This window comes from Chamaesiphon sp. VAR_69_metabat_338 (assembly GCF_031423935.1).
GTDB lineage: Bacteria > Cyanobacteriota > Cyanobacteriia > Cyanobacteriales > Chamaesiphonaceae > Chamaesiphon.
In genome coordinates this window covers 1-3958 of sequence record NZ_JANPGM010000605.1, presented here as the reverse complement: position 1 = coordinate 3958, position 3958 = coordinate 1, and the positions used below count along the sequence as shown (strand labels likewise).

The following is a 3958-nucleotide window of genomic DNA, read 5'->3' as shown; positions in this document are numbered from 1 at the left end:
CTAGCCGACTTGTGTATGCACCATAGGGTTGGATTTGGGTCAACGATCGCCAGAAAGGGTTGAATCTTATTAATATAAACTGCCTGAGTAGTCAAAGTCTCGATCGCCTTGGTGGCGCGCTGCGCGATCGACCCAGTGCCGCCGGACACATTAAGTATTGTGCCATTTGTCTCAAGGCGTTGCTCGGTACCTCAAATGTCGTCACAGCCTAGCCGCGATTTGCGTTGTAACTGACCCGACGCACCCATTTATTTTATCGCATCCCCTCTCAATAACTGTTATTATGGTTGACTGCTCTGATGCCAAAACACACCATGTTTCCCGAAAATTTGCCTACTGACAGTTCGAGCCAACTGCCTGTCAACAGCCATGCATTGAAACAAGGGGATTTGGTAGAACTCCAGATTGTCGATGTCAGCGAAAGTGGTGAAGGCGTGGGGCGTGCAGACGATCGCGTCGTCTTCGTACCCGATACAGTTACCGGCGATCGAATTACTGCCAGAATTACCAATGTCAAACGTCAGTATGCCCACGGGAAATTATTAGAAGTCATTGAGGCTTCACCGCACCGCGTGCGTCCGAGCTGTATCGTCGCGGATAAGTGCGGCGGTTGTCAGTTGCAACATATCGACTATGACTATCAGCTCGCCGCTAAAGAAAATCAAGTAGTACAAGCCCTGCGCCGCATCGGTGGCTTTGCCGAGCCACCTGTCGCCAAGATTGTCGGTGCCCAGGGCAACTTCGCCTATCGGAATAAAGTCACCTATCCGCTCGGCGTCAGCGATTCCGGTCATGTCAAGGCTGGCTACTATCGCAAAGGTACCCATCAAATCGTCAATCTCAACCAGTGTCCGGTGCAAGATGAGCGGTTGAATCCGCTGCTAGCTGAGATCAAGCAAGATATCCAAGATCGCGGTTGGCAGATCTATCAACCCGAAAGCAAAGGTGCCCGAGAACCCGGTTCGCGCCGCACTGGCGTGCAGATCCTCGTTACTCAAGCGCAAGATGCTGGTATCACCGATCGCGGTATCCCCAAACCCAAGCTGCGTAACCGTCCGACGGTGACGGAAGTAATTGACATACCAGACGATCGTCCTAAATTTCGGCACTTATTACTGCGGATCGGACGGCGGACGGGGGAAATATTACTGACATTAGTAGTCACGGATCTCAATATCCCCGATATCGAAGGGCAAGCCCAACGCTGGATGCAGCGGTATCCCCAGCTTGTCGGCGTCTGTCTCAATCTCAACGATCGACCGACGAATAATATCTTCGGTACCGAGACGCGGTGCGTGGCTGGGCGCGAATTTATCTGTGAGAAGTTTGGGAACTTACAGTTTCAACTCAAGGGCGATACCTTCTTTCAGATCTACACCGAGCAAGCCGAAGCAGTCCTCGATCTGATTGTCGAGCGCGCTGGCTTTAAAGGTACCGAAACGCTGATCGATGCCTATTGTGGGATTGGGACTTTTACCCTGCCCTTAGCCAAGCGCGTCAAACGCGTGCTGGGGATTGAAGTTCATAGTGCGTCGGTGGTGCAAGCCAGAGCCAACGCGCGGCTTAATGGCATTAATAATGTCGAGTTTCGCACTGGTGAAGTTGAAGAAATCTTGCCACAGCTAGAGATGACAGCCGATGTCGTGTTGCTCGATCCGCCGCGTACGGGTTGCGATCGCGCTGTCCTCGATGCTCTGACTGCCATGCAGCCCGCGCAAATTATTTATATCAGTTGTAAACCCGCAACCTTGGCACGCGACTTACAAATCCTCTGCGAGCAAGGTAACTATCAGCTCGATCTCGTCCAACCTGCTGATTTCTTCCCCCAAACGGCTCATGTCGAGTGTGTGGCTTTTCTTACCAAGGCTGCTGCTCCCAGTTCTAATTAATTGCCGATCGATCGAGAAATTGTCGTCGATCGATCCGCCCTTGCACAGATCGGGAACATCAGCAAGTCGTAAATTGCGTGGTGTTCCCGATTTCATTTTGTCTGCTGTCGATCGGTGCGGCAACTCTCTACATAGCTTACGACAGCTTTACTACAGCGATCTGGCGATGCTTTGCGTGCGACCCTAATTCAGTAATGTCGATCGTGTTTCAATTTGATTAATGCGTTATTATGCTTGCCCAGTAAGCATAATAGTTACTTTATATACCGATCGTCCCGATAATTGCCTAGACCGATCGAGATTTTGTAACTATAATGGTAGATGTGAATATAGCTAACTCTCTATCCAAAGGAATATAGCCCCGAACCGATTGCGAGCTGTTGCTCATTGGTGCAAAGGTACTATTTTTCAAATTGGGGCGGTAACTGTCTAGCCGATGCAAAATCGGGAGTTATGCTGTTCGATCGCAGTTCGCGCTTGTAATCCGGCAAAGTGCCCTACGAGGATTAAAAGATTGCTATGGTATTAAGTCCAGTGAAGTCTGAATGGGATAAACTTAGTTTTTCCTCTACGCTGTTCCTTGCTCCGATCGTCGATAGTCTTTTGTCAGCAGTGCCGCTAAAATGGCACACCGAAGTCCGATTAGGACTTCAAGAAGCTTTAGTAAATGCCGCCAAACACGGAAACAATCTCGACCCCCGCAAACAGGTTGTTGTCCGTTTTTGTTTTGAAGAGGGTGCATATTGGTGGATTATCTCGGATGAAGGGAATGGATTTCATCCACCAGAGCGCAATCGGCAAGATACACCAACCCAAATGTTACCCCCAGTCGAATCAGAGTGCGGTAGAGGCATGTTCCTCTTGCATCAAATCTTCGATCGCGTAGTGTGGAATAGACAAGGTACCGAAATTTCACTGTGCAAGCAGTTGTACTGTCAACTCGCTGGAGAATCCGCTCCCCAGGAGCATCGCGAACCGATCGTAATGTAAGTCTACTCGCACTTTCAAAAATATAGAAAGACTAGTAAAAAAGCAAAGATCTGTGAGGGCATCATGCGTCAACACAAAGACAAGAGAGGCTGACGATGCAAATCGTCAGTGCTTTTTAGAAAGAGTTCGTGGCAACGAGATACAATAACGATCGAGTCTCAATGCAGCGATCGAGTTATGGAAGCCAGTCCCGCCCAGATTAGTCAAGCCGTCCAAAATCTCTACGATACCTACCCTTTCCCCCCAGAACCATTGCTCGATGAGCCGCCCCCAGGGTTTAACTGGCGGTGGCAATGGGATGCGGCTTACAATTTTTGCACCGGACAGATGCCAGCGCGTCGAGATGTGCGGATTCTCGATGCGGGGTGCGGGACGGGAGTGAGTACCGATAGCTTGGTGCATCTCAATCCCCAGGCGCAGGTGACGGCGATCGATCTCAGTCCTGGTGCGCTGAAAGTCGCTCAAGAACGCTGCGCTCGATCGGGTGCGACTAGAGTAGAATTTCACCATCTGAGTCTGTTCGATGTTGCCCAGCTACCAGGGGAATTCGACCTGATTAACTCGGTGGGCGTGCTGCACCATACCCCAGATCCGATTCGCGGTATTCAAGCCTTGGCGGGCAAATTAGCCCCTGGTGGGTTGATGCATATCTTTGTCTATGGTGAGTTGGGACGGTGGGAAATCGAATTGATGCAAAAAGCGATCGGGATCTTGCAGGGCGACAAGCGCGGTGACTATCAAGATGGTGTTAAAATCGGTCGATCGATCTTTGCTTCACTCCCTGAAACTAATCGATTAGTCAAGCGGGAAAAAGAACGCTGGGCGATCGAGAATCACAAAGATGAATGCTTTGCCGATATGTACGTCCATCCTCAAGAAATTGACTACAATATCGAGACTTTATTTGAATTAATCGATGCTTCAGGTTTAGATTTTGTCGGCTTCTCCAATCCCGATTTTTGGAATTTGGAAAGATTATTAGGTAAGGCACCCGAAGCACTGGAACGCGCGAAACAGTTAGATATTCGTCAACAATATCGACTGATTGAATTACTCGATACTGATGTCGCGCATTATGA

At 49.6% G+C, this 3958-nt stretch carries 4 protein-coding genes; all 4 read left to right on the top strand.

The annotated features are described in order from the left end of the window. Positions 1–59 precede the first annotated feature (59 nt). The gene (locus tag RMO84_RS16660) at positions 60–212 is read left to right on the top strand and encodes a hypothetical protein (RefSeq protein WP_310489557.1); all 153 of its coding nucleotides are present in this window, start codon (positions 60–62) and stop codon (positions 210–212) included. A gap of 87 nt (positions 213–299) precedes the next feature. Next, complete coding sequence (gene rlmD / locus RMO84_RS16655) at positions 300–1889, top strand: 23S rRNA (uracil(1939)-C(5))-methyltransferase RlmD (RefSeq protein ID WP_310489556.1); 1590 nt, start codon at positions 300–302, stop codon at positions 1887–1889. Positions 1890–2408: 519 nt separating this feature from the next. Then, complete coding sequence (locus RMO84_RS16650; protein ID WP_310489555.1) at positions 2409–2879, top strand: anti-sigma regulatory factor; 471 nt, start codon at positions 2409–2411, stop codon at positions 2877–2879. A 177-nt stretch (positions 2880–3056) separates the two neighbouring features. Then, on the top strand, positions 3057–3958 hold a 902-nt coding region (locus RMO84_RS16645; RefSeq protein ID WP_310489554.1), incomplete at its 3' end, for a class I SAM-dependent methyltransferase.